Genomic DNA, 22,867 nt, shown 5'->3' on the forward strand with positions numbered 1-22,867 from the left:
GTTTTTTTCTGGATGGGCACAACAATACTTCATTCTTGGCCGGTGTGGGAGCGGGTGGGTGGGCCCTGCCGCGTTTTTACAGGTGCAGGGCGTGGCCCAACGCCCTTAACGCGGCTTCCTGAACGGCTTCGCCGAGGGTCGGGTGGGCGTGGATGGTGCCCGCCACATCTTCCAGACGTGAACCCATTTCCAGGCTCAGGCCAAAGGCGGTGGACAGCTCGGAGACACCCGCCCCCACGGCCTGCCAGCCGACGATCAGGTGGTTGTCACGTCGCGCCACCACCCGCACGAAACCGGTCTTCGACTCCAGGGTCATGGCCCTGCCATTGGCCGCGAACGGGAAGCTCGACACGATGCAGTCCAATCCGGCGGCCTTGGCTTCGTCGGGTGTCTTGCCGACGACCACCAGTTCCGGGTCGGTAAAACACACGGCCGGGATCGCGGCCGGGTTGAATTCACGGTGTTTACCGCTGATCAGTTCGGCCACCATCTCGCCCTGGGCCATGGCGCGGTGCGCCAGCATCGGCTCGCCGCTCAAGTCACCGATGGCATACACGTTGCGCATGCTGGTCTGGCAGCGGCTGTCGATCTTGATCGCCGCGCCGTTCATCTCCAGGTTCAGCGCCTCGAGGTTCCAGCCTTGGGTGTTGGGCTTGCGACCCACAGCAACCAGCACCTGATCAGTTGCCAACGACACGGTGTCGCCATTCGGGTCGCGTACTTGCAGGCTGCCATCGGTAAAACCGGTGACACTGTGCTTGAGGTACAGCTTCACCCCCAGGTGCTTGAGGGATTCGTTCACCGGCTGCGTCAGCTCAGCATCATAGGCCGGCAGGATACGATCCTGGGCCTCGACCACGCTGACCTCGGCACCCAGCTTGCGGTAGGCAATGCCCAGCTCCAGGCCGATATAGCCGCCACCCACCACGATCAGGCGCTTGGGCACCCGCGTGGGCGCGAGCGCCTCGGTGGACGAGATGATCGGCCCGCCAATCGGCAGCATCGGCAGGTTGACGCTCTTTGAACCGGTGGCCAGCAGCAGGTGTTCGCACTGGATGCGCTGGTCGCCGACCTCGACGGTCTTTCCGTCTACGACCTTGGCCCAGCCGTGGATCACTTGCACCTTGTGCTTTTTCAACAGCGCGGCGACGCCGGTGGTCAGGCGGTCGACGATGCCGTCTTTCCATTCCACGCTTTTGCGGATGTCCAGGGTCGGCACATCCACTTCGATGCCCAGGTGCGAACCCTGGCTATGGTGGATGGTTTGCTGGAACTGCTCGGCCACATGGATCAGGGCCTTGGACGGGATGCAGCCGATGTTCAGGCACGTGCCGCCCAGCGCCTGGCCTTCCACCAGGATGGTCGGGATGCCCAGTTGGCCGGCGCGGATCGCCGCCACATAACCGCCAGGGCCGCCGCCGATAATCAGCAGCGTGGTATTCAACGTCTGAGTCATGCGTTACTCCAGGAACAGGCTGGCGGGTTGTTCGAGCAGGCCGCGAATGGCCTGGATGAATTGCGCCGCGTCCATGCCATCGACTACACGGTGATCGAAGGAACTGGAGAGGTTCATCATCTTGCGCACCACGATCTGACCCTTGATCACCATCGGCCTTTCGACGATACGGTTGACGCCCACGATCGCCACTTCCGGCAGGTTCAGTACCGGCGTGCTGACGATGCCGCCCAAGGCACCCAGGCTGGTCAGGGTGATGGTTGAACCGGACAGCTCATCGCGACTGGCCTTGCCATTGCGCGCAGCAGTGGCCAAGCGGGCGATTTCTTCGGCGTTGCCCCACAGGCTGCGAGCTTCGGCGTGACGCACCACCGGCACCATCAGGCCTACGTCGCTTTGGGTGGCGACACCTACGTGCACCGCGCCAAGGCGGGTGATCACCTGGGCTTCATCGTCGTAACGCGCATTGATCTGCGGGAAGTCCCGCAGTGCAACCACCATGGCGCGCACGATAAACGGCAGCAGGGTCAACTTGCCACGCGTGGCGCCGTGCTTCTCGTTGAGGTGCACGCGCAACTCGTCGAGGGCGGTGACGTCGATCTCTTCTACATAGCTGAAATGCGCGGCACGACGGGTGGCGTCCTGCATGCGCTGTGCGATCTTGCGGCGCATGCCGATGACGGGGATCTGTTCTTCGGTGTTGCGTTCGGCGTAGGGATTGGTGGCTGTTGAAGGCTTTGACGCGCCTTGTTGCAGGTAGGCGTCGAGGTCCTCATGCAGAATCCGCCCGGCCGGACCGGAGCCCTGGACCAGGCGCAGTTGAATCCCGGCGTCCAATGCGTGCTTGCGTACGGCGGGGGAGGCCAATGGGCGTTCGTCGGCGGCACGCGCCACAGGCGCCTGGGCCGCGACAACCGGCGCTGGTTTGCTTTCAACCGCCACCGGCGCAGGCTTGGCTTCAACCACCGGTGCGGCTATCGGCGTCTCCTTCGCTGCCGGCGCTTCCTTGGCGTTGCCCGCACCTTCCACTTCAATGCTGATCAAAATACTGCCCACGGCCATGACTTCACCTGGCTCGCCGCCGAGGGAAATGACCTTGCCATGCACCGGCGAGGGAATGTCCACCATTGCCTTGTCGGTCATCACATCCGCCAGCACCTGGTCTTCGACGACCATGTCGCCGACCTTCACATGCCACACCGACAATTCAACTTCTGCGATGCCTTCACCAATGTCCGGCATCTTGATAACGTGCGTGCCCATTCAGACCTCCATGACCCGTTTCAACGCCGCGCCCACTCGGGACGGCCCTGGGAAATACGCCCACTCCTGCGCGTGCGGATAGGGGGTGTCCCAACCGGTGACGCGTTCGATCGGCGCTTCCAGGTGGTGGAAGCAATGCTCTTGCACCAGCGACACCAGCTCGGCACCAAAGCCGCAGGTGCGGGTGGCTTCATGTACCACCACGCAACGGCCGGTCTTTTTCACCGACTTGACGATGGTTTCCAGGTCCAGCGGCCACAGGCTGCGCAGGTCGATGACTTCGGCGTCGATGCCGGTCTCTTCGGCAGCGACTTGCGACACATACACCGTGGTGCCGTAGGTCAGCACCGTCACGGCCGAGCCCGGACGCACAATGGCGGCCACGTCCAGTGGCACGGTGTAGTAGCCGTCCGGCACTTGGGCTTGCGGGTGTTTCGACCACGGGGTCACCGGACGATCGTGATGGCCATCGAACGGGCCGTTGTACAGGCGTTTTGGCTCCAGGAAGATCACCGGGTCATCGTTTTCGATGGAGGCAATCAACAGGCCTTTGGCGTCATAGGGGTTCGACGGCATGACCGTGCGCAGCCCGCAGACCTGGGTGAACACCGCTTCGATACTCTGGCTGTGGGTCTGGCCGCCGTAGATGCCGCCGCCGCAAGGCATGCGCATGGTCAATGGCGCGGTGAACTGGCCGGCCGAGCGATAACGCAGGCGCGCTGCTTCGGAGATGATCTGGTCGGTGGCAGGGTAGACATAGTCGGCGAATTGGATCTCGGCCACCGGGCGCAGGCCGTAGGCGCCCATGCCCACCGCCACGCCGACAATGCCGCTTTCGGAGATCGGCGCGTCAAACACGCGAGAGCTGCCGTATTTGGTCTGCAAGCCTTCGGTGCACCGGAATACTCCGCCGAAATAGCCGACGTCCTGGCCAAATACCACCACGTTGTCGTCGCGTTCGAGCATCACATCCATGGCCGAGCGCAGGGCCTGGATCATGGTCATGGTGGTGGTGGTCATGGCGGTTTCCACTTCAATGCTGTTGTTGTGATCGTTCATGTCAGATCCCCAACTCTTGACGCTGGCGCTTCAAATGCTCCGGCATCTCTTTGTAGACGTCTTCGAACATCGTTGCGGCGCTTGGAATCTGGCCGCCGGCGAGGGTGCCGTACTGTTCGGCTTCTTTCTGTGCCTTGACCACTTCGGCTTCAAGTTCGGCACTGACCGCCGCGTGTTCCTCTTCGGACCACTGGCCCATCTTGATCAGGTGCTGCTTGAGACGGGCAATGGGGTCGCCCAGGGGGAAGTGGCTCCAGTCGTCGGCTGGGCGGTATTTCGAAGGGTCATCAGACGTGGAGTGCGGCCCGGCGCGGTAGGTGACCCACTCGATCAGCGTTGGCCCCAGGTTGCGGCGCGCACGCTCGGCAGCCCAGGCGGAAGCGGCGTACACCGCAATGAAGTCGTTGCCGTCCACGCGCAGGGAGGCGATGCCGCAACCGACGCCGCGTCCGGCGAAGGTGGTGGCTTCACCGCCGGCAATCGCCTGGAAGGTGGAGATCGCCCACTGGTTGTTGACCACGTTGAGGATCACCGGCGCGCGGTATACGTGGGCGAAGGTGAGGGCGGTGTGGAAGTCGGATTCGGCGGTGGCGCCGTCGCCGATCCAGGCGGAGGCGATCTTGGTATCGCCCTTGATCGCCGAGGCCATGCCCCAGCCCACGCCTTGTACGAATTGGGTGGCGAGGTTGCCGGAAATGGTGAAGAAGCCGGCGTCCTTGACCGAATACATGATTGGCAACTGGCGGCCCTTGAGCGGATCTCGCTCGTTGGACAGCAGTTGGCAGATCAGGTCCACCAGTGGCACTTCACGGGCCATCAGGATGCTTTGCTGGCGGTAGGTGGGGAAACACATGTCGTCGATGTTCAAGGCAAGGGCCTGGGCGCTGCCGATGGCTTCTTCGCCGAGGCTCTGCATATAGAACGACATTTTTTTCTGACGCTGGGCGACCACCATGCGGTTGTCGAAGATCCGCGTCTTGAGCATGGCGCGCATGCCTCTGCGCATGATTTCGACGGAAACACCTTCGGCCCACGGCCCCAGGGCCTGGCCCTGGTCGTCGAGCACGCGGATCAGGCCCTTGGCCAGGTCGGCGGTGTCGGCGGGTTCTACGTCGATGGCGGGTTTGCGCACGGTACCGGCGTCGGTCAGGCGCAGGTAAGTGAAGTCGGTCTTGCAGCCTGGGCGGCCCGAGGGTTCAGGGACGTGCAGGCGCAGTGGTTCATACTGCTGGGTCATGGCTTTCTACGCTCTATCTTGTGAATTTCTTGTAGTGGGCGCGCTAGCTGACAGTCAGCCTCCGGATAGGAGAAATCTTGTCCTACAACAATCATAGGCGGGGCGTAGAAGAATATTTATCTGTGTTTCATTGCGCTCACGATCATTTGCGGATAAAAAAACTGCATAAACATAATAAACAGGTGATTTTGTCTCATGCGCAAACTGGACCGTACCGATATCGGCATTCTCAACGCCCTGCAGGAGAACGCCCGCATCACCAATGCCGACCTGGCCCGCTCGGTGAACCTGTCGCCCACGCCGTGTTTCAATCGGGTGAAAGCGATGGAGGAACTGGGCTTGATCCGTGACCAGGTCACGCTGCTCGACGCCGATTTGCTGGGGCTGCACGTCAACGTGTTCATCCACGTCAGCCTGGAAAAACAGAATGAGTTGGCGTTGCAGCAGTTCGAAGGCGCGATCTCCGACCGGCCCGAAGTGATGGAGTGCTACCTGATGGCCGGTGACCCGGACTATCTGATCCGGGTGCTGGTGCCGACGATCCAGTCGCTGGAGCGTTTCATGATGGACTTTTTGACCAAGGTACCGGGGGTGGCGAACATCCGGTCGAGCTTTGCGTTGAAGCAGGTGCGCTACAAGACTGCGCTGCCGTTGCCGGCCAATGGTATCAACCTCGGTTAGAGGTGGTTGATCGGGATCTTCAGGTACACCACCCCATTGTCCTCAGCCGGCGGCATATTCCCCGCCCGCACATTCACCTGGATCGCCGGCAGCAACAGCGTCGGCATCCCCAGCCCGGCATCGCGCTGGGTGCGCATCTCGACAAACGTGGCTTCATCCACGCCATCATGCACATGGATATTTCCTGCGCGCTGCTCCGCCACCGTGGTCCGGCACTTTGCCTCACGGCCGTCGGGCGGGTAGTCGTGGCAGACGTACAGTTCGGTTTCCAATGGAAAGGCCAGCAACTTGCGCATCGACGCATACAACTGCCGCGCATCCCCTCCGGGGAAGTCACAGCGCGCCGTGCCGACATCCGGCATGAACAGCGTGTCGCCCACCAGAATCAGTCGGCCATCGATCAGGTAGGCCATGTCCGCCGGGGTATGCCCAGGCACATGCAGGGCCTGGGCCTTGAGGGTGCCGATGTGGAACACCTCATCCGGCGCAAACAGATGATCGAACTGCGAGCCATCCACGCGAAACTCCGGCTCCAGGTTGAACAGGTTCTTGAACACGCCCTGCACTTTGCTGATCGACTGTCCGATGGCGATCTTGCCGCCCAGCGTCCGGCGCAGGTAAGGCGCGGCAGACAAGTGATCGGCGTGGGCGTGGGTTTCCAGCAACCATTGCACCTGCAGGCTGTGCTCGCGCACAAAGGCAATGATCTTGTCTGCCTGGACGGTCTCGGTGCGCCCCGAGGCCGGGTCGTAGTTGAGCACCGAATCGACGATGGCACAGGGGCCGCCATCGCCTTCATAAACGACGTAGGTGTAGGTCGATGATGCCTCGTCCAGAAAGGCTTGAATCAGCGCTGGCATGGCGTTTGTCCCGGGTGAAGAAAAAAGTAGTTACAATCAGTTTATGTTTTCACATAATGTTTCGAGCTTAAGTGACAAAAAGGACCCGAAGCAAATGGAATCTACTCTGAGTGAGGGCGAAGTCGCCCAGCTGCGCGCATCGGCGTCCAAGGCCTGTTCCTTGCTCAAGGCCCTGGCCAATGAGGACCGCTTGTTGATCCTGTGCCAACTGACCCAGGGCGAGCGCAATGTCGGCGAACTCGAAGCCCTGACCGGCGTGCGTCAGCCGACGCTGTCTCAACAGTTGGGCATCCTGCGTGACGAAGGGTTGGTCGCCACCCGTCGGGAAGGTAAATACATCTTCTACGGGCTGGCCAGCCACGAAGTGATTCAAGTCATGAAGACCCTGTCCGGGCTGTACTGCGGCGCGGTCATAAAAAGCTGGGCGTGACGCCATCTGGCAGCGACCCTTGTGTGCATGTATGACAAAGGCGATAGACCATGACCGACCAACACTGGGGACCGACCATCAGTGGCGACATCGTAGTCATCGGCGGCGGCTCGGCAGGCATTGGCCTGCTGGCCAGTCTGCTCAAGCGCGACCCGAATCTGAACATCATCCTGATCGAACCGAGCGACCACCATTGCTACCAGCCCGCGTGGACCTTGGTGGGTGGCGGCGCCTACGACCTGAAAAAAACCCGCCGCCCGCTGGCTGATGTATTGCCCAATGGCGTTACCTGGGTGCAGGCCGCCGTCAGCGAAATACTGCCCGACGAGCAGACCCTGATCCTCGAAAGCGGCCAGCGCGTCAGCTGGCAACACCTGATCGTATGCCCCGGCCTGAGGCTGGCGTGGGAGAAGATCGAAGGCCTGCAAGACACCCTCGGCAAGCATGGCGTCACCTCCAACTACAGCTACCAACACGCCGCCTATACCTGGCAACTGGTCCGGCAACTCAAGGGCGGCAAGGCGATCTTCACCCAGCCGGCCATGCCGATCAAATGCGCAGGCGCGCCGCAAAAAGCCATGTACCTGTCCTGCGATCACTGGCTCAAGCGGGGCGTGCTGAAAAACATCGACGTCGAATTCAACCTGGCCGGCGCCGCGCTGTTCGGCGTGGCGACGTTCGTGCCGCCGTTGATGAAATACGTAGAGAAGTACAACGCGCGCCTGGCGTTCAATGCCAACCTGGTGAAAGTCGACGGCCCGGCACGCAAGGCCTGGTTCGAAGTGAAGGACGTCGAAGGCAATGCTCGCATTGAAGAAAAATCCTTCGACTTGCTGCACGTCGTCCCACCGCAAGTCTCCCCGGATTTCATCCGCCAAAGCCCTTTGGCCGACGCCGCCGGCTGGTGCGAAGTGAACCCCCACAGCCTGCAACACCTGCGTTACCCGCACATCTTCGGCCTGGGTGACGTGTGCGGCACCACCAACGCCAAGACCGCCGCTGCGGTACGCAAGCAGATCGTGGTGGTTGCCGAGAACCTGCTGGCCCTGCGCAAACAGGCGCCGCTGCCGCTCAAGTACGATGGTTACGGCTCCTGCCCATTGACGGTGGAGAAGGGCAAGGTGGTGTTGGCCGAGTTCGGCTACGGCGGCAAGTTACTGCCGACCTTCCCCCTGGACCCGACCCAGGCACGTCGCTCGATGTGGTTTCTCAAGGCCACGCTGCTGCCATGGTTCTACTGGAATGGCATGCTCAAGGGCCGCGAGTGGTTGACCCGTCTGAGCAAGGTGGACTGAATGCTGCTGGCCAGTGTGTTGGGATTATTGATGGGCGTGGTCATGGGGTTGACGGGCGCAGGCGGCGGCATCCTTGGGGTGCCGGCGCTGGTGCTGGGCCTTGGCTTGAGCATGACCCAGGCGGCGCCGGTGTCGTTGCTCGCCGTCGGTGCGGCGGCAGCGGTGGGGGCGATCGACGGTTTGCGCCATGGTCTGGTGCGTTATCGTGCTGCGTTGCTGATCGCGTTGCTCGGCGCGCTGTTCTCCCCGGTGGGGGTGTTTGTCGCCCACCAATTGCCGGAACCGCTGTTGATGGGCTTGTTCAGCGCGTTGATGGTGCTGGTCGCCTGGCGCATGTTGCAGCGCGAAAAAACCAGCCGGGACCCAGTGACCATGGCAGCGCGTCCTGGGGGCAGAAGAACTGCATGCTCAACCAGCAGACCGGGCGCTTGGCCTGGACCGCCAAATGCAGCGCCACCCTGGCCGCACTGGGCGCGGTGACGGGGGCGGTCTCGGGTTTGCTCGGGGTGGGCGGCGGCTTTTTGATCGTACCCGCGTTCAAGCAACTCACCGACGTGCAGATGCGCGGCATCGTCGCCACGTCGCTGATGGTGATCAGCCTGATTTCGCTGATCGGCGTGGCCGGCGCGTTGCATGCCGGGGTACGCATCGAATCCCTTGGCTGGGTATTTATCGCGGCGAGTATCGTCGGCATGCTGATCGGCCGGCGCCTGTGCTCGGTGGTTGCCGCACGCACGTTGCAGGTGGGGTTTGCCAGCCTGTGTGTGGTGGTGGCTATCGGCATGCTGGTCAGCGCCTTGCTTTGAACGTAATCGTTCCTACGCGGCGGGAACGATCAAGCGCCCTCATCCCATCGCATCCCCCTACCCAGTACCCAAGTAGCATAGGTCCCAACCCTCGCTCTTCGTAAACTCATGCCTCAGAGGGGGAGGCAACGATGCATAACGGTGAAGGCGTAGTCAGTGCCATGTCCCAGGCTACCGATGCCGGGCAGGCCGCCGAGGAGTTGGCGCGGCAACTGCTGCATCCGTACCTGGGCTTCGTGCTGTTTTTCTGCTCGGCGTCCTACGACCTGCAGGCCCTGGGCCAGGCCCTGCAAGCGTGTTTCGGCAACGTGCGCGTGGTGGGCTGCACCAGCGCTGGCGAGATCACGCCCGAGGGCTACGGCCGCAATTGCGTGACGGCAATGGGCTTTAACCACGCGCACTTTTCCATCGCCACGGAGCTGATCGACCAGGTGGAACACTTCAGCCTGATCGATGCCCAGCAGATGGTCGAACGTCTCGTCGGCGGTTGCCGCAGCAATACCCTGGCACCGATCAAGGGCAACACCTTCGCCCTGACCCTGCTCGATGGTTTGTCCAGCCGTGAAGAGGTGGTGCTCGCTGCCCTCAGCGCGGCGCTTGGCGACATTCCGCATTTCGGCGGTTCGGCCGGCGACGACAATTTCCTCACCCACACCCACGTGTATTTCAACGGCGCTTTCCACAGCGGTGCGGCGGTGGTGGTGCTGGTCAATACCTGGCTGGATTTCGAGGTGTTCACCACCCACCACATCCTGCCGCGCAGCGAAAAACTGGTGGTCACCGGCGCCGACAGCCCGTCGCGCCGGGTCTTCGAGCTCAATGCCGAACCGGCCGCCGAAGAATACGCGCGGCATATCGGCGTGGCAGTGGCCGACCTCGATCACCGGGTCTTCGCGGCGCATCCGTTGGCGGTACGCATCCACGACCAGTACTACGTGCGGGCGATCCAGCAAGTGCACGACGACCTCAGCCTGAGTTTCTACTGCGCGGTGGAAAACGGCATCGTCCTCACCGTGATGAAGCCCGGGCTGATCCTGCCGAACCTGCAAACCCTGTTCGACGGCTTGCAAGCGCGCCTTGGCGACCTGCTGTTGACCATCGGCTGCGACTGCTTCCTGCGCCGCCTGGAGTTGGAAGACAGCGACAATCTGGAACAGATCGGCGGTTTCCTGCGTGACCAGCGGGTGATGGGCTTCAACACCTACGGAGAACAGTTCAATGGCATGCATATCAACCAGACCTTCACTGGAGTCGCCATTGCCCGAGGTCGGCGCTGAACTGCTCGCCCAGGTTGCCCAGCTGCAACAGGACAACCACAAGCTGGCACGGATCAACGCTGCGCTGATCGAACGCATCGAGTCCGGCATGGCCCAGGGCAATAACCCTTACACCACCTTTCAGCATTCCGTGGTGCTGGCCGAGCAAGTGCGTGAACGCACCGACGCGCTGAACCAAGCGATGGCCGAACTCAAGGCCAGCAACCACTTGCTGATCAACGCCCGGCTGCGCGCCGAAACCCTGCGCGGCGAACAGGTCGCGGCACAAAAGGCCCAGGAAAGCGAACGCTGGATTCGCCTGATCACCGATAACGTCCCGGCCCTGATCGGCTACCTGAACGCCGACCTGGTCTACGAGTTCACCAACAAAGTCTATGAAGAATGGTATTGCTGGCCGCGCGGCATGATGCTCGGCCAGAGCCTGCGCGAGGTCCACAGTGAGCAACACTGCCAGCGCCTGGATGCCTACGTCGCCCGCGCCCTGGCGGGGGAGAGCGTGACCTTTGAATTCGCCGAGACCAACATCAATAATCAGGAGCGCTACATGCTGCGCTCCTATGTGCCGAATACGCTGGCCAGCGGCGAAGTGGTAGGGATCTTCGTGCTGATCCGCGACATCACCGAACGCCGCCGCACCGCCGAAGCCCTGCACCAGGCCTATCAGCACCTGGAGCAACGCGTGGCCCAGCGCACCTCGGAACTGACCGCGCTCAACGATCAGTTATTGCAGGAGATCGACGAGCGCCGCCGCGTGGAGGCGCGCCTGCGTGAAGCCAAGCTGGAGGCCGAGCAGGCCAACCTGTCAAAAACCAAATTCCTCGCCGCCGTCAGTCATGACCTGCTGCAACCTTTGAATGCGGCGCGCCTGTTTACCAGCGCGCTGCTGGAGCGGCCCAGCGAAACGTTGGTGCGCAACGTGAGCAATTCCCTGGAAGACGTGGAAAACCTGCTGGGCACCCTGGTGGATATTTCCAAGCTGGATGCCGGGGTGATCAAGGCCGACATCGCGCCGTTTGCCCTGAGTGAACTGCTCGACAACCTGGCCGCCGAGTACACCGAATTGGCCCGCAGCGAGGGCCTGGCGCTGCATTTTGTCGGCTGCTCGGCGTTGGTGCGCAGCGATATTCAGCTTCTGGCGCGGATTCTGCGCAACCTGTTGAGCAATGCGATTCGCTACACCTACAACGGGCGTGTGGTGCTGGGGTGTCGCCGCCAGCATCAGCGTTTGTTGATCCAGGTGTGGGACAGCGGCATGGGCATCGCCGAGGAGCGGTTGGAGGAGATTTTCCAGGAGTTCAAGCGCGGTGATGTGCAGCGGCCCGACCAGGACCGGGGGTTGGGCCTGGGGCTGGCGATTGTGGAAAAGATTGCCGGGATCCTGGGTCATCGTATCAGCGTCAAATCCTGGCCGGGTAAAGGCTCAATGTTCTCGGTGGAGGTGCCGTTGAGCGCCACGGCGCCCAAGTCGCTGCCAATACTGGCCATGAGCGAACCGATGCTCGAACGCCTGCAAGGCGCGCGGGTGTGGGTGCTGGATAACGACGCGGCGATCTGCGCGGGCATGCGCACCTTGCTGGAAGGCTGGGGCTGCCAGGTGATCACGGCGTTGTCGGAGCAAGACCTGGCACGGCAGGTGGATAACTACCATGCCGAAGCCGACTTGCTGATCGCCGATTACCACCTCGACGACGACCAGAACGGCGTCGACGCCGTCGCCCGCATCAATGGACGACGCGGCCGCGCGATACCGGCGTTGATGATCACCGCCAACTACAGCAATGAGTTGAAGCAGCAGATCCGCGAGTTGGGACACACCCTGATGCACAAGCCGGTACGCCCGATGAAACTCAAGACCGCCATGAGCCACCTGCTCGGCAAATGAACGGCGAAATACCCACAAGTGGAGATCAAAATGTGGGAGGGGGCTTGCCCCCGATAGCGGTGGGTCAGTCGACATCATAACTGACTGATGCACCGCCATCGGGGGCAAGCCCCCTCCCACCTTTGAATTGTGTTGTGTCAGACGGGTCAGCGGCGCAGGTAAGAGCCGAAATCGATATCCCCGGCGCTGAGGATCGCCTGCACCCGGTTATGCACATTCAATTTGCGCAGGATCGCCGACACGTGGGCCTTTACTGTGGTCTCGGCAATCTCCAGCGTGTACGCGATCTGTTTGTTCGACTCGCCCTTGGTCATGCGTTCCAGCACCAGCAATTGCTTGCGCGTCAGGGCTTGCAGCAGTTCGGGGGCGAAGCCGGGGTTTTCGTTGAGGCGCCGGTGGGTGCCAGGCTTCTGGGTGCGGATGATGTCCGGCGGCAGGTACACGTTGCCGTTGAGAATCTGCTGGATCGCCTCGGTCATTTGCAGGCGCGGCGAGGATTTGGTGATAAAGCCCACGGCGCCATAGGTGATGGCTTGCAGCACGACTTGCTTGTCCTGCTCGGCCGAGACGATCACCACCGGAATGGTCGGCGCCTCGTTGCGCAGGTTGATCAGGCCATTGAGGCCGTGCATGCCGGGCATGTTCAGGTCGAGGAGGATCAGGTCGAGGTCGTCGTGTTCCTGGGTCAAGGCAAGGGCGCTGTCGAGGTCGGCGGTTTCCATCACTTCGCTGCCGGGAAAGCCGTCGCTGATGACGTTATGGATCGCTTCGCGAAACAGTGGGTGATCGTCGGCAATCAGGATTTTGTACATGGCCGTTCACCTTGCTTATTGTGATGTTTGAAATGGCTCGGGTTGGGCGACCGTCACCGGCAGCTTCGCCGCTTCCCAGGCATCCAGTCCGTCGCGATACCAGTACACAGAGGTATAGCCGAGGTTGGCGGCACGTTTTACCGCGTTCCAACTCAGCCAGCAATCGGAGCGGCAATAGAAGACCAACGGTCGCTTGAGGTCGCCGCCGCTGTAGGCATACAGGTGGCGCACGAAATAGCTTTGCCACTCCGGCGTCAGGTCGCCGTCGCCCGTATTGGCCAGCCAGTGGCTGCCGGGCAGGTTGGCGTGGGGCTGGTCTTCGATGAAGCGACCTTGCAGCCACTGGCGGCGGTACACGTCGATCAGCACGGGCGCGGGTGTTTGGCTGAGCAGGGTTTGCAGCGCCGCAGTGTCGACAATCGTGGCACCGGGCAGGTGGTCGGGCGTGGGGCTGCGGTACAGGCTGATGCGGTAGCCGTCGGCGGAAAACAGAGGGGCGTCAGCCTGGACGTTGGCGACGAACAGGCACAGCAGTGCCAACAGAGGCAGTCGGGCGTACAGCATGGCAGGGCGATCCTTATCGTTATGCGCGCATTACACGTGAGTCCCGAGCCCTTGGGAATGCGACGATAGACAGGAAAACCAGTACTAAAGTAGTAGTTTTTGCCGCCGTCAGCCCTTTTTGCGCAACGCCGCATGCTGGGGATTGAAGGTCAGCACCGCCAACACCGCGAACAGCACGGTCAAGCCCAGGCACACCGCCAAGGCCAGGCCGGCGAAGCGTTCGTACAGGGCGAAGCGCACCAGCTCCACAGCGTGGGTAAACGGGTTGATCGCACACAGCCAGTACAGCCATTCACTGGAGTCGCGCATCTTCCACAGCGGGTACAGCGCCGAAGACAGGAAAAACAGCGGGAAGATCACGAAGTTCATCACCCCGGCAAAGTTCTCCAGTTGGCGAATCGCGTTCGACAGCAACAGGCCCAGGGCGCTCAACATCAAGGCCACCAGCAGCAACGCCGGCAGGGCGATCAACAGCCCCATGGCCGGTGGTTGCACGCCGTACACCCAGGCAATCGCCAGGAACCCATACACCTGCAACAGTGAAATCAGCGCGGTGGCCAACAGCTTGCTGCACAGCAAAAACGTGCGCGGCAACGGGCTGGTCAGCAGCACGCGCATGCTGCCCATCTCGCGGTCGTAGACCATCGACAGCGAGCCTTGCATGCCGTTGAACAGCAGGATCATGCAGGCCAGCCCCGGGATGATGTACACCTCGTAGGGGATGTAGGTGTCGTAGGGTTCGATCACCGAGATGCCCAACGCGGCGCGGAACCCGGCGGCGAACACCAGCAGCCACAGCAATGGGCGCACCAGCGCACTGAGAAACCGCGTGCGCTGCAACACAAATCGCAGCCACTCGCGCAGCACGATGCCGCGCAGGCATTGCCAGTAAGCGTTCATGCCGCTGCTCCCGTCGTGGTGGGGCGAGTCAAACGCGCGAACACACTGCCGAGGTCGCCGCCTTGTTGCGCGATCAAGGCATCGACTTGCCCACGGGCCACCAGACGACCCTGATGCAGAATCATCAACGCATCGTCGGCCTGCACTTCGTCGAGCAGGTGGGTGGTCCACAGTACGCTGATGCCGTGTTCGAGGCACAGGCTGCGCACGTGCTGGTTCAGCGCCAGGCGGCTGGCCGGGTCGAGGCCGACGCTGGCTTCATCCAACAGCAGCAAGCGCGGCTCATGCAGCAACGCCCGGGCGATTTCCACCCGGCGCCGGTGTCCGCCGTTGAGCTCGCGGACTTTTTCGCGGCGCCGTTCCGTGAGGGCCTGGCGTGCCAGTTCGGCGGCTACGCGCAGGTCGGTCTGGCGCCGCGATAAACCATGCAGCGCGGCGTGGTAACGCAGGTTCTGTTCCACGCTCAGATCCAGGTCCAGGGTGCTTTGCTGGAACACCACACCCAACTGGGTGAGGGCCGCACGCGGTGCCTCACGCAGGGAGTGACCGCCCACGCGAATGTCGCCGCTTTGCAGGTCATACAGCCGCGTGAGCAGGGCGATCAAGGTGGATTTGCCGGCGCCATTGGGCCCCAGCAGCGCCGCAAAGCGCCCCGGTGCAAGGCTGAAACTCACCTCGCACAAGGCCTGCCGTGCGCCGTAGGCGAAACTCACGTCGCGCACCTCCAGGGCGTTCATGGTGTGACCACCACGCCCCACGGATAACGCCCGACCTTCACCGACTTGATCACCTTGAGGCTGTCCACATCGATCACCGACACATCGCCGCTCACACCGTTGGTGACCAGCAACTGTTTCTCGTCCGGGGTAAATGCCATCTGCCACACGCGGCGGCCCACCAACAGGTAGTCGAGGACCTCGAAGGTCTTGGCGTCGATCACGGCCACATGGTTGGCCGGGCCGAGGGCGACAAAGCCGTACTTGCCGTCGGCGCTGAGCTTGATGCCGACCGGCTGGACTTTGTCCGGGTGCACGCCCTTGATGCTGAAGGTCAGGGTCTTGAGGATCGCGCGGCTGGCTACGTCGAGGATGGTCACGGTGCCGCCGATTTCCGCCGAGGCCCACAGCTGCGAGCCATCGTGGTTGAACTCGACGAAGCGCGGGCGCTGGTCCACCAGGGTGCTGTCGGCCAGGGTCTGGGTGCTGGTGTCGATCCAGTGCAGCATGTTGGTGGTTTCGCTGGTGTTCACCGCCCACTTGCCATCCGGGCTCACGGCCATGCCTTCGGGTTCGACGCCGACGTTGATCTGGCCGAGCACCTTGGCGGTCTCGGTGTCGATCACGGTGACCAGCGCGTCGTCTTCGTTGGACACATACAGCCAACGGTTATTGGGGTGCAGGGCGAACTGCTCGGGGTCTTTGCCGGAGGGCAGTTCCTTGATGATCTTGCGCGTGGCCACGTCCATCACCTGCACGCGGTCCGAGTCGCTGGCGCAGATGTACAGCAGCTTGTTGTCATGGGACAGCAGCAAGCCTCGCGGACGCTGGCCGACCTTGAGGGTGTCGGTGACTTGCAGGGTCTGCATGTCGATCAGGCTCAGGCTGTTGTCTTTCTCGTTGGAGACCCAGGCGGTACTGGCCACGGCGTGCCCGGCGGCAAGCAGCAGGGCGCATGAGAGCAGGGTGCGGCGCATGGCGGAGTCCTTATTATTGTGAGTAGGTGATCAAGGGAAGCGGCAGGTCACCTCGGGTTTGTCATAGCCCAGGCTGTCCATTTCGTTGGTGGGGTGCAGGAAGCCGTCCTGGGGCGAGGTGCTGACCAGCGCGCGGGGTTGCACGATGGGAATCGGTTGGCGCAGTTGGCCGTTCCAGGGGCGGTAGCTGAGCTTGCGGCCCTTGAAACCATCCAGGGGCAGTTGCTCGCTGATTTCCAGTTGACGGATCGCCATGGGCTCGACCTGGCGCAACTTGCTCACTGCACTGGCGATGCTGCGCACGGCCATCCAGGCGGCGAAGTCGCGGTCGTTCATCCAGCGCCCGGCCAGGGCCTCGAAGCGTTTCTGCAATTGGGCGGCGCCGTAGGTCTCGACGGTTTTGTGCCAGCCGGTGGGCGTCAGGCCCTGAGTGCCGGCGACGGGGCGCGGGTACCAGGTCTGGTAGGGCACGTACTCGCCGAAGTCGCCGCGCTCATCGGCCACCAACACCACGTCGTATTCGGCGGTCTGGGTGAACAGCGGCATATCCGCCTGGGCGCTGCGGCGTTGGTCGTTGTCGAAGCGCCAGGCCTTTTCCGCCACCCACTGCACGCCGAAGCGTTTGGCGGCGCGACGCAGGGCGGCGGCGTAGGCCTGGTCATCCTCGGTGGGGCCGACGATCAACAGCGCTTTCTGCCATTTGCGCACGACCAGGAACTGCGCCAGCGCATCGGCGAGCATCGCGCGGCTGGGCAGCGTATGCAGCACGTTGCCCAGGCAGGCGGTGCTGCGCAGGCTGTCATCCGGGCTGCCGGCATTGAACAGCAGGCTGTCGGGCAGCGCCGCGCTGAGTTGGCGCAGGCTGGCGGCAGGCGCGTTGACCACGAACAGGCGCAGGCCTTGGGCATGCTGGGCTTGGGCGGCGGCGAGCAGGGCGTCTGGGGTGTCTACCGTGGCGGTCGTCAGGCTATAGCGCTGGTTGAGAAAGGCGCCGGTGCTGTTGCTGTCGATGATCGCCAGTTCAGCACCGCGCTGCCCGGCATCGGCAGGCTCGGGAATGACGTTCGACAGCAGCGGGCCCGGATCGGGCCGATAACCCAGGTAGCCGATCTGCACCTGCAAGGGCGCTTCAGCGGCCTGGCCGTTGGCGGCCCAGGCGATTGCCAGCAGGCAGATCACGGCGTAGGGGGCGAGCTGGCGCATAAGGCACTCCATGACAGGTAGCGCCAGCATAGGAACCCTGAACGTCGCTGCAAATATGCAGAAAGTAGCGCTGGGGCAGTACCAAGGTAGTAGCCCCGCGCAGCGAGTGCGGTCTTAGCATGGATCCCTAACGGTCTTATTCACAGGAGTGACACGAGCATGCGCGTTTTCACCACCCGGCCCGGCCTGTCGGCCCTGTGGCGCATCAACCTGTGGGTGTGCGGCTTCTTCGCCCTGGTGACCTGCGCCTGCACCGCGCTGTTGCTGCACCAGGCCCTGGCCGATGTGGAGCACGAGCTGCAATCGGCCGAAGCGGTGGTGCACTACCTGAGCGAAACCGCCGAGCGCGACCCGGCCAGCCTGCAACCCCACCTCACCGCGAGTTTGCGCCATGTACGTGTGCGCTGGCTGGCGAGCGGCGACAGCGCGCAAGCGCCGGCCCCGGACGGGCTGGACGCCTGGCTCGGGCGCCTGCTGTTTGCCGAGGCACGACGCAGTGCCCAGGTGCTGGACTTGTCGGACGGTCGGCGCGTGTCCATCGCCGTCGACCCTCGGGATGAGATCGATGAGGTCTGGGATTCCCTGCAACAACTGCTGGGCCTGTGCGCCCTGGCCCTGGTGTTGAGCCTGTTGACCATCCGCTGGGCGGTGCGCCGTGGCATGGGCGTGTTGGATGAATTACTGCGCGCGCTGCAACAGGTGTGCGCCGGCCAGCTCAACGTGCGCCTGCGCAGTAAAGGCGCGCCGGAAGCACGGCAGTTGGCGCTGCACTTCAACCGCATGACCGACGCCCTGGAGCAGGCGCGCACCGATAACACCCGGCTCACCCAGACCCTGCTGGCGGTGCAGGAACAGGAGCGCACCCACCTGGCCCAGACCCTGCACGATGACCTCGGTCAATACCTGGCCGGCATTCGCGCCCAGGCCTGCCTGTTGCGCGTGGTCACCGACCAGCCGCATCTGCTGGCGTCCACCGTGGCGCAATTGGAGGATCACTGCGAGCACTTGCAGCAAGGCTTCAGGGCGCTGGTCCACGATCTCTATCCGGTGGCCCTGCAACACCTGCCGATGGCCGAGGCGTTTTCGATGCTGGTTACGCAGTGGCAGGCCAGCCACGGCATTCCCTGCCACCTGCAAGTCAGTACGGACCTGCCGCTGTTGCCCGGCGCCAGCAAGACCCATCTGTACCGTCTGCTCCAGGAAGCCCTGACCAACATCCTGCGGCATGCCGACGCCAGCCAGGTGCACGTGCGTCTGCAACATCGCGGTTCGCGCCTGCGCCTGTGGGTGCGTGATAACGGTTGCGGTGCAGACACGCCCCAGCGGCCCGGCGTGGGCCTGTATTCGATGGCCGAACGCGCCCGCTGCCTGGGCGGCGAATTGAAGATCATCAGCCAGCCCGGCGCCGGCTGGGCGTTGGCGTTGAACGTGCCGTTGGAGGCTTCATGAATATTCTGTTGGTGGATGACCACGCTGTGGTGCGCCAGGGTTATGCCAGCCTGCTGCGCGCGCTGCTGCCGGCCGTTGAAGTGCGCGAGGCGGCCAGTGGTGAAGAAGCGTTGAGCCGGGTCCAGGAAGCGCTGCCGCACCTGGTGATCATGGACTTCGGCTTGCCGGGCATCAGCGGCCTGGAAACCACCCGTCGCCTGCGCCAGCGCCTGCCGCACCTGCGTGTGCTGTTTTTCAGCATGCACGACGAGCTGCCCCTGGTGCGCCAGGCCCTGGACGCCGGGGCCTCAGGCTACCTGACCAAAACCTCGGCCCCCGAGGTGTTGATCGAAGCGGTGCGGCGCATCCTCGACGGCCACGCCTACATCGAGCAGGCCCTGGCCACCGAACTGGCCTATACCCCCAGCGATCAACGCTTGCAGGGCATGACCCCGCGTGAACTGGAGATTTTCCTGATGCTGGCCAGGGGCACGCCCACCCGAGCGATTGCCGACCAGCTGAATATCAGCAGCAAGACCGTGTCCAATCACCTGACCTTGCTCAAGAGCAAATTGCAGGTGAGTTCCCATGCCGAGCTGGTGCACCTGGGGATCGACATGGGGGTGGTGCGGGTGGTTGGATAACTGGGCGTGCACAAAACCCACATTTCATTAGCGTCGTTTCAGCGATCCCAGGTCGTTGGGCAATCCTGGCAACCCTCCATATTGGCATCCTGGAAGTTCGCATAGTGCTGGCGACTGCCGGTGAGGGTGGCCTGTTCCAGGTTGCTCTCGCCGAACTTGGCTTCCTGCAGGTTGGCGTCGCTGAGGTCGGCACCTTGCAGGTCGGCCTTGCTCAGCCAGGTCATCTCCAGGTCGGCCGCACGCAGGTTGGCCTTGTGCATTTTTGCCCCGGACAGCCGCGCAAACTGCAGGTAGGCCGCACTGAGGTTGGCGTTTTCGAACTGCGCCCCCTGGGCAAACAGGCCCCAGCCCTGGATCGCCATCAGCGTGGCGCCGCTGAAGTTGGCCAGGCGCAGGTTGGCCTGTTGCAGGCTGGCGCGGGTCAGGTTGGCGCCTTGCAGCTGGGCTTTTTCCAGGTTAGCCAGGTCGAGGTTGGCATGCCGCAGATCCGCCTCGCGCAGGTCGGCGCCGGCCAGGTTCATCTTGCTCAAGTCCTGGTTGCGCAAATCGGCGCCCTTGAGGTTGGCGCCGGGGCATTGGCTGTGTTCGGCGAGGGTGCAGCCGTTGATGATCAGCGGGGCGTCGTCGCCATCGTCGGCGTGCGCCAGGGGCAGGGAGAGCAGGAGTAACAAGGGCAGGTAGTTCATCGTGCAACCTCTAGGGATCCTGTGGTGAGCGGGGCAAGCCCGCTCATCACAAAAGGCGGTCCGGTCATCTCGCAAGGGTTACTTCTGGGCGGTCTTGTTATCCCAGCTCGGGATCTTGAACACCCAGAACGACCCGCCCTGTGCCACTGGCTTGGTCAACTCGGCCATGTCGCCGCCCCACAACGGCACCGCGCCGCCATAGCCGACGGTTACGCCGACATACTGCTCGCCATCCTGCTCCCAGGTGATCGGCGGCGAGACGATGCCGCTGCCGGTCTGAAACTTCCACAGCTCCTTGCCGGTTTTGGCGTCGAAAGCTTTGAAGAAACCGTCGCCGGTGCCGGTAAACACCAGGTTGCCCTTGGTGGCCAGCACGCCGGCCCACAGCGGCAAGGCTTCCTTGTGCTCCCACACCACCTTCCCGGTGGTTGGGTTCATCGCACGCAGGGTGCCGACGTGGTCGTCATACATGCGCTTGATGCGAAAGCCCATGCCCAGGTACGCCGAGCCCTTCTTGTAGTTGACCTCTTCGGTCCAGTATTCCTCTTTCCACTGGTTGCCGGGGATGTAGAACAGCCCGGTGTCCTGGCTGTAGGCCATGGGGTTCCAGTTCTTGCCACCCAGGAACGGCGGCGAGACTTCCACCGGTTTGCCTTTGGTTTCACCCGGCAATGGCTTGGCCGGACGCTGGCCTTCGTTCTCCACCGGACGCCCGGTCTTCAGGTCGATATGGCTGGCCCAGGTGATGTTGTCGACGAAGGGGAAGGCGTTCTGCAGCTTGCCGTTATTGCGGTCCACCACATAGAAAAAACCATTGCGGTCGGCGTGGCCGGTGGCCTTGACCACTTTGCCGTCCTTGTCCTTGTAGTCGAACAGCACCAGCTCGTTGTTGCCGGAGAAGTCCCAGGCGTCGTTCGGGGTGTGCTGATAGAACCACTTCACTTCGCCGGTGCTGGGGTCGACGCCGACCTGGCCCGAGGTGTAGAGGCTGTCGAAGTCGTGGGGGTTGCCGTCCTTGGCGGTGCGCGCCCAGGTGTTCCACGGGCCGGGGTTGCCGGCGCCGACGATGATCGTATTGGTCTCGGCATCGAAGCTTGCGCTCTGCCAAGGGGCGCCGCCGCCGTGGCTCCAGGCCTCGACCTTGCCGGTTTCGGTGGTCGGGTCGTCCGGCCACGAAGGGGCCTTGACGTCGCCGGTCGGCGTGCTGTCCTTGCCGTTCAGACGGCCCATATGGCCCTCCACGAACGGGCGCATCCATACTTCTTCGCCAGTGTCCGGGTCGCGGGCAAACAGCTGGCCGACCACGCCGAATTCATCGCCGGAGCTGCCGTGGATCAGCAGCACCTTGCCGCTGACCTTGTCTTTGATCAGCACCGGAGCGCCGGTCAGGGTGTAGCCGGCGGCGTGGTCGCCGAACTTCTTGTTCCACACCACTTTGCCGGTGTTCTTGTCGAGGGCGATCAGGCGCGCGTCGAGGGTGCCGAAGTAGATCTTGTCGCCGAAGATCGCCGCACCCCGGTTGACCACGTCACAGCACGGGCGAATGTTGTCGGGCAGGCGGTGGTTGTAGGTCCACAGGCGCTTGCCAGTCTTGGCGTCGAGGGCGAACACGCGGGAGTAGGAGCCGGTGACGTAGACCACGCCGTCGCTGACGATGGCCTGGGACTCCTGGCCGCGTTGCTTCTCGTCGCCGAACGAGTAGGACCAGGCCGGGGTGAGCTTGAACACGTTCTTGTCGTTGACCTGGGCCAGCGGGCTCCAGCGCTGGGCGTTGGTGCCCATGCCGTATTGCAGCACGTCCTGGGTGGTCAGGTGGTCGTTGGCGATGTCTTCCCAGGTGACAGTGCGCGTCGGCTTGGCGGGTTCGGCGGCCGCGAACGTTACGGCACTGAGGGACAGGCTGCCCACCAGCACAAAGGCTTGCACGGCAAGGCTTAAAGGTGAGCGGGCGGGTAGCGATCTTATTGTCATGGTTGCAGTTCCCAGTGGAGGTTTTGGCCTGCACAGGGTGGAACGCCGGGGCGCCGGGCGGATACGGAAAAAGTCCCGCTGTGGCCGGGAAGACTTCCCGGGGCGCCGCTGTTTTAGGCGTGCCCCACAAGCCCTACTACCAAGGGAGGAGAGGGCGGCCACCAAAGCAGCATACGGCCCATGTCCCGGGGTTTCTAAGATGGTTGCCATAGCCTCTGCAATGAGGTTTTGCGTGCAATCCTGAGGGCAAAAATAATGACAACAAAACACAATGCCTTGCTCGTCGCCGGGCTGTTGGTCGGTGTGATCGCCGCGGGCTCCGCCTGGGCCCATGGTGACGTGGTCCCGCAAGCGGTGGAAACCCAGGGCCTGACCTCGATCAAGGACGCCGGCGTGCCGGTCAACGAAGACGGCTGGGCGGCGGTCAATCCGTACCGCACCTCGCCTGAACACGATCGGGCCGTGGAGATTGGTTCGTCCGCCTACAACCAGAACTGCGCCGCCTGCCACGGCCTGGAAGCCAAGTCCGGCGGCATCGCCCCCGACCTGCGCATGCTCGATGTGGGCGAAGCCGGTGATGAGTGGTTCGTCGAGCGCGTGCGCCATGGCGCGGTGCGTGACGGTCGCGTGTACATGCCGAAAATGGCCGACTACCTGAGCCAGGAAGCCTTGTGGGCCGTGCGCACCTACCTGGATACCGTGCACGTCGAGGAGTAAGCC

The 22,867-nt window shown here is 63.1% G+C and carries 21 protein-coding genes and 1 pseudogene; 9 read left to right on the top strand and 13 right to left on the bottom strand.

Annotated elements, in window-relative coordinates:
• Positions 1-76: 76 nt before the first annotated feature.
• The 4 genes from lpdA to AB4O08_RS22985 are packed head-to-tail and all read right to left on the bottom strand — an operon-like array spanning position 77 to position 5,015.
• A complete protein-coding gene (lpdA, locus tag AB4O08_RS22970; protein ID WP_021492857.1) occupies positions 77-1,456 on the bottom strand; it encodes a dihydrolipoyl dehydrogenase in 1,380 nt (459 codons plus the stop codon).
• 3 nt (positions 1,457-1,459) lie between these two features.
• A complete protein-coding gene (locus AB4O08_RS22975) occupies positions 1,460-2,719 on the bottom strand; it encodes a dihydrolipoamide acetyltransferase family protein (RefSeq protein ID WP_021492856.1) in 1,260 nt (419 codons plus the stop codon).
• Positions 2,720-3,778 (bottom strand): alpha-ketoacid dehydrogenase subunit beta, encoded by a 1,059-nt coding sequence (locus tag AB4O08_RS22980; protein ID WP_010209333.1) that lies wholly within the window; start codon positions 3,776-3,778, stop codon positions 2,720-2,722. It abuts the gene before it with no gap.
• A 1-nt stretch (position 3,779) separates the two neighbouring features.
• Positions 3,780-5,015: a 3-methyl-2-oxobutanoate dehydrogenase (2-methylpropanoyl-transferring) subunit alpha gene (locus AB4O08_RS22985; protein ID WP_044287408.1), complete on the bottom strand. Its 1,236-nt coding sequence runs from the start codon at positions 5,013-5,015 to the stop codon at positions 3,780-3,782.
• Positions 5,016-5,210: 195 nt separating this feature from the next.
• Here AB4O08_RS22985 and bkdR point away from each other — a divergent pair, with 195 nt between their 5' ends.
• Positions 5,211-5,696, top strand: a complete 486-nt coding sequence (gene bkdR, locus AB4O08_RS22990) for a Bkd operon transcriptional regulator BkdR (RefSeq protein ID WP_010209335.1) — start codon at positions 5,211-5,213, stop codon at positions 5,694-5,696.
• Here the strand turns inward: bkdR and AB4O08_RS22995 are convergent.
• Positions 5,693-6,556, bottom strand: a complete 864-nt coding sequence (locus AB4O08_RS22995) for an MBL fold metallo-hydrolase (RefSeq protein ID WP_021492855.1) — start codon at positions 6,554-6,556, stop codon at positions 5,693-5,695. The two genes, bkdR and AB4O08_RS22995, sit on opposite strands and share 4 nt — an antisense overlap.
• A gap of 94 nt (positions 6,557-6,650) precedes the next feature.
• Between AB4O08_RS22995 and AB4O08_RS23000 the strand changes: the two genes are divergently transcribed.
• The 5 genes and pseudogenes from AB4O08_RS23000 to AB4O08_RS23020 all read left to right on the top strand — a co-directional run bounded on the left by AB4O08_RS23000 (position 6,651) and on the right by AB4O08_RS23020 (position 12,246).
• Complete coding sequence (locus tag AB4O08_RS23000) at positions 6,651-6,986, top strand: ArsR/SmtB family transcription factor (protein ID WP_005789341.1); 336 nt, start codon at positions 6,651-6,653, stop codon at positions 6,984-6,986.
• 50 nt (positions 6,987-7,036) lie between these two features.
• Positions 7,037-8,281, top strand: coding sequence for an NAD(P)/FAD-dependent oxidoreductase (locus AB4O08_RS23005; RefSeq protein ID WP_047540758.1), 1,245 nt, complete (start codon positions 7,037-7,039; stop codon positions 8,279-8,281).
• Positions 8,282-9,087: pseudogene (locus AB4O08_RS23010) on the top strand (sulfite exporter TauE/SafE family protein).
• A gap of 131 nt (positions 9,088-9,218) precedes the next feature.
• Complete coding sequence (nosP, locus tag AB4O08_RS23015) at positions 9,219-10,364, top strand: nitric oxide-sensing protein NosP (RefSeq protein WP_021492853.1); 1,146 nt, start codon at positions 9,219-9,221, stop codon at positions 10,362-10,364.
• Positions 10,306-12,246: a PAS domain-containing hybrid sensor histidine kinase/response regulator gene (locus AB4O08_RS23020; RefSeq protein WP_042572084.1), complete on the top strand. Its 1,941-nt coding sequence runs from the start codon at positions 10,306-10,308 to the stop codon at positions 12,244-12,246. Before nosP ends, AB4O08_RS23020 begins: the two co-directional genes overlap by 59 nt.
• Before the next feature lie 146 nt (positions 12,247-12,392).
• On the opposite strand, the gene AB4O08_RS23025 is transcribed toward AB4O08_RS23020, so the two are convergent.
• The 6 genes from AB4O08_RS23025 to AB4O08_RS23050 all read right to left on the bottom strand — a co-directional run bounded on the left by AB4O08_RS23025 (position 12,393) and on the right by AB4O08_RS23050 (position 17,418).
• Entirely contained in the window at positions 12,393-13,058 is a 666-nt protein-coding gene (locus AB4O08_RS23025) for a response regulator transcription factor (RefSeq protein ID WP_010209341.1), read from the bottom strand.
• Positions 13,059-13,073: 15 nt separating this feature from the next.
• The gene (locus AB4O08_RS23030) at positions 13,074-13,622 is read right to left on the bottom strand and encodes a PQQ-dependent catabolism-associated CXXCW motif protein (protein WP_021492852.1); all 549 of its coding nucleotides are present in this window, start codon (positions 13,620-13,622) and stop codon (positions 13,074-13,076) included.
• Between the two features lie 108 nt (positions 13,623-13,730).
• On the bottom strand, positions 13,731-14,522 hold the full coding sequence (locus AB4O08_RS23035; protein WP_021492851.1) for an ABC transporter permease: 792 nt from the start codon (positions 14,520-14,522) through the stop codon (positions 13,731-13,733).
• Positions 14,519-15,259 (bottom strand): ABC transporter ATP-binding protein, encoded by a 741-nt coding sequence (locus tag AB4O08_RS23040; protein ID WP_021492850.1) that lies wholly within the window; start codon positions 15,257-15,259, stop codon positions 14,519-14,521. Before AB4O08_RS23040 ends, AB4O08_RS23035 begins: the two co-directional genes overlap by 4 nt.
• A complete protein-coding gene (locus tag AB4O08_RS23045) occupies positions 15,256-16,215 on the bottom strand; it encodes a YVTN family beta-propeller repeat protein (protein WP_010209348.1) in 960 nt (319 codons plus the stop codon). The genes AB4O08_RS23040 and AB4O08_RS23045 overlap by 4 nt, the downstream gene beginning before the upstream one ends.
• A gap of 30 nt (positions 16,216-16,245) precedes the next feature.
• Positions 16,246-17,418: an ABC transporter substrate-binding protein gene (locus AB4O08_RS23050; protein ID WP_010209349.1), complete on the bottom strand. Its 1,173-nt coding sequence runs from the start codon at positions 17,416-17,418 to the stop codon at positions 16,246-16,248.
• A 186-nt stretch (positions 17,419-17,604) separates the two neighbouring features.
• Here AB4O08_RS23050 and AB4O08_RS23055 point away from each other — a divergent pair, with 186 nt between their 5' ends.
• Both AB4O08_RS23055 and AB4O08_RS23060 read left to right on the top strand, forming a co-directional pair.
• Positions 17,605-18,867: a HAMP domain-containing sensor histidine kinase gene (locus tag AB4O08_RS23055; RefSeq protein ID WP_154973417.1), complete on the top strand. Its 1,263-nt coding sequence runs from the start codon at positions 17,605-17,607 to the stop codon at positions 18,865-18,867.
• Positions 18,864-19,490, top strand: coding sequence for a response regulator transcription factor (locus tag AB4O08_RS23060; protein ID WP_010209351.1), 627 nt, complete (start codon positions 18,864-18,866; stop codon positions 19,488-19,490). The genes AB4O08_RS23055 and AB4O08_RS23060 overlap by 4 nt, the downstream gene beginning before the upstream one ends.
• A gap of 38 nt (positions 19,491-19,528) precedes the next feature.
• On the opposite strand, the gene AB4O08_RS23065 is transcribed toward AB4O08_RS23060, so the two are convergent.
• Positions 19,529-20,176, bottom strand: coding sequence for a pentapeptide repeat-containing protein (locus tag AB4O08_RS23065; protein WP_021492846.1), 648 nt, complete (start codon positions 20,174-20,176; stop codon positions 19,529-19,531).
• A 78-nt stretch (positions 20,177-20,254) separates the two neighbouring features.
• Positions 20,255-22,147, bottom strand: coding sequence for a quinoprotein ethanol dehydrogenase (exaA, locus tag AB4O08_RS23070; RefSeq protein WP_021492845.1), 1,893 nt, complete (start codon positions 22,145-22,147; stop codon positions 20,255-20,257).
• Positions 22,148-22,402: 255 nt separating this feature from the next.
• Between exaA and pedF the strand changes: the two genes are divergently transcribed.
• A complete protein-coding gene (gene pedF, locus AB4O08_RS23075; RefSeq protein WP_042572089.1) occupies positions 22,403-22,864 on the top strand; it encodes a cytochrome c-550 PedF in 462 nt (153 codons plus the stop codon).
• The last annotated feature ends 3 nt before the right edge of the window (positions 22,865-22,867 follow it).

The organism is Pseudomonas sp. H3_E07, assembly GCF_054668895.1.

Bases quoted from the DNA above. Each gene is read 5' to 3' on its own strand.
- AB4O08_RS22985 (WP_044287408.1), bottom strand. From the start codon at position 5,015: ATGACCCAGCAGTATGAACCACTGCGCCTGCACGTCCCTGAACCCTCG.
- bkdR (WP_010209335.1), top strand. From the start codon at position 5,211: ATGCGCAAACTGGACCGTACCGATATCGGCATTCTCAACGCCCTGCAG.
- AB4O08_RS23020 (WP_042572084.1), top strand. From the start codon at position 10,306: ATGGCATGCATATCAACCAGACCTTCACTGGAGTCGCCATTGCCCGAG.
- pedF (WP_042572089.1), top strand. From the start codon at position 22,403: ATGACAACAAAACACAATGCCTTGCTCGTCGCCGGGCTGTTGGTCGGT.
- lpdA (WP_021492857.1), bottom strand. From the start codon at position 1,456: ATGACTCAGACGTTGAATACCACGCTGCTGATTATCGGCGGCGGCCCT.
- AB4O08_RS23040 (WP_021492850.1), bottom strand. From the start codon at position 15,259: ATGAACGCCCTGGAGGTGCGCGACGTGAGTTTCGCCTACGGCGCACGG.
- exaA (WP_021492845.1), bottom strand. From the start codon at position 22,147: ATGACAATAAGATCGCTACCCGCCCGCTCACCTTTAAGCCTTGCCGTG.
- AB4O08_RS23030 (WP_021492852.1), bottom strand. From the start codon at position 13,622: ATGCTGTACGCCCGACTGCCTCTGTTGGCACTGCTGTGCCTGTTCGTC.
- AB4O08_RS22980 (WP_010209333.1), bottom strand. From the start codon at position 3,778: ATGAACGATCACAACAACAGCATTGAAGTGGAAACCGCCATGACCACC.
- AB4O08_RS22995 (WP_021492855.1), bottom strand. From the start codon at position 6,556: ATGCCAGCGCTGATTCAAGCCTTTCTGGACGAGGCATCATCGACCTAC.
- AB4O08_RS23035 (WP_021492851.1), bottom strand. From the start codon at position 14,522: ATGAACGCTTACTGGCAATGCCTGCGCGGCATCGTGCTGCGCGAGTGG.
- AB4O08_RS23065 (WP_021492846.1), bottom strand. From the start codon at position 20,176: ATGAACTACCTGCCCTTGTTACTCCTGCTCTCCCTGCCCCTGGCGCAC.
- AB4O08_RS23025 (WP_010209341.1), bottom strand. From the start codon at position 13,058: ATGTACAAAATCCTGATTGCCGACGATCACCCACTGTTTCGCGAAGCG.
- AB4O08_RS22975 (WP_021492856.1), bottom strand. From the start codon at position 2,719: ATGGGCACGCACGTTATCAAGATGCCGGACATTGGTGAAGGCATCGCA.
- AB4O08_RS23000 (WP_005789341.1), top strand. From the start codon at position 6,651: ATGGAATCTACTCTGAGTGAGGGCGAAGTCGCCCAGCTGCGCGCATCG.
- nosP (WP_021492853.1), top strand. From the start codon at position 9,219: ATGCATAACGGTGAAGGCGTAGTCAGTGCCATGTCCCAGGCTACCGAT.
- AB4O08_RS23045 (WP_010209348.1), bottom strand. From the start codon at position 16,215: ATGCGCCGCACCCTGCTCTCATGCGCCCTGCTGCTTGCCGCCGGGCAC.
- AB4O08_RS23060 (WP_010209351.1), top strand. From the start codon at position 18,864: ATGAATATTCTGTTGGTGGATGACCACGCTGTGGTGCGCCAGGGTTAT.
- AB4O08_RS23005 (WP_047540758.1), top strand. From the start codon at position 7,037: ATGACCGACCAACACTGGGGACCGACCATCAGTGGCGACATCGTAGTC.
- AB4O08_RS23050 (WP_010209349.1), bottom strand. From the start codon at position 17,418: ATGCGCCAGCTCGCCCCCTACGCCGTGATCTGCCTGCTGGCAATCGCC.